Here is a 970-nt window from a genome sequence, read left to right as displayed (position 1 = left end):
GGGGTGCCCACATGGAACACGGGTCTGCCGAGCAGTCGGGCGTACGGCGCCCCCGCCCTGCTGGTCGCGCTGACCGCAGCTCTCGGCGGTGACGTCCTGGTGCCCCGACCCTGCGCCGCCTGGTGGGCGCCGTACGCCCGACTGCTCGGCAGACCCGTGTTCCATGTGGGCACCCCGGCCGAGTGCGGTGGGGTGCCCGATCCGTACGCCCTGCTGGAGACCGTGCGCCGGGTCCGGGACGAGGGCGGTGACCCGCGGCTGCTCGTGCTGTCCGTCGCCGACGACCCGACCGCCACCGTCGCGCCGCCCGAGGTCATGCACGAGACCGTCGAGGCCGCCGCCGGCGAGGGCCTGCACCTGGTCAGCGACGAGACCTGGCGCGACACCCTGCACGCACCCCGGGGCACCATGCTGCTCAGCCCCGCCGAGATGCTGCCCGAGCGAGTCACCGTCGTCACCGACCTCGCCGGCGCGCTCCTCCCCTCCGGCTGGCCCGCCGCCGTCGCCCGCTTCCCCGCCGGCCGCGCCGGGAACGCGCTCCACGCGCGCGTGCTCGACGTCCTCACCGCACTCGGCGCCCGCGTCGCCGCACCCGTCGCAGGGGGTGGGCGACGCGCAGGACCTGGAGGAGTTCCTCACCGCCCGGCTCGGCATGCCCGCCCCGGGAGGGCACCGCTTCGGCGACGACCTCGGCGCGCTGCGCGTACGGCTGTCCACCGGCGCACTGCTCGGCCGAACCGACGGGGAACGCGCGGAATGCCTTACGTCACCCGCGCCGTTGGAACTGCCACACGTGCAACGCGCGTTGATGTCCTTGAGGTCGATCTTCGACGATCTCCGCGACGACGCTCAGCGATGGGAGCCTCCTCGATGACGCAGCAGTCCGAGTCGACCACCACCAGCACGACGACCCCGCACGAAACGGCCGTCTCCCCGTCCCCGCTCGCCCCCTCGTCCCCGCCGCTCGCCG

Annotated in this window: 1 pseudogene; it reads left to right on the top strand. The window is 74.7% G+C overall.

The window, feature by feature from the left end:
• A pseudogene (locus JHN63_RS51800) lies at positions 1-874 on the top strand (pyridoxal phosphate-dependent aminotransferase); the annotation flags it as partial.
• Between the last annotated feature and the right edge of the window lie 96 nt (positions 875-970).

Source organism: Streptomyces sp. MBT65, assembly GCF_016612545.1.
Lineage (GTDB): Bacteria > Actinomycetota > Actinomycetes > Streptomycetales > Streptomycetaceae > Streptomyces.
This window is presented reverse-complemented; position numbering and strand designations above follow the sequence as displayed.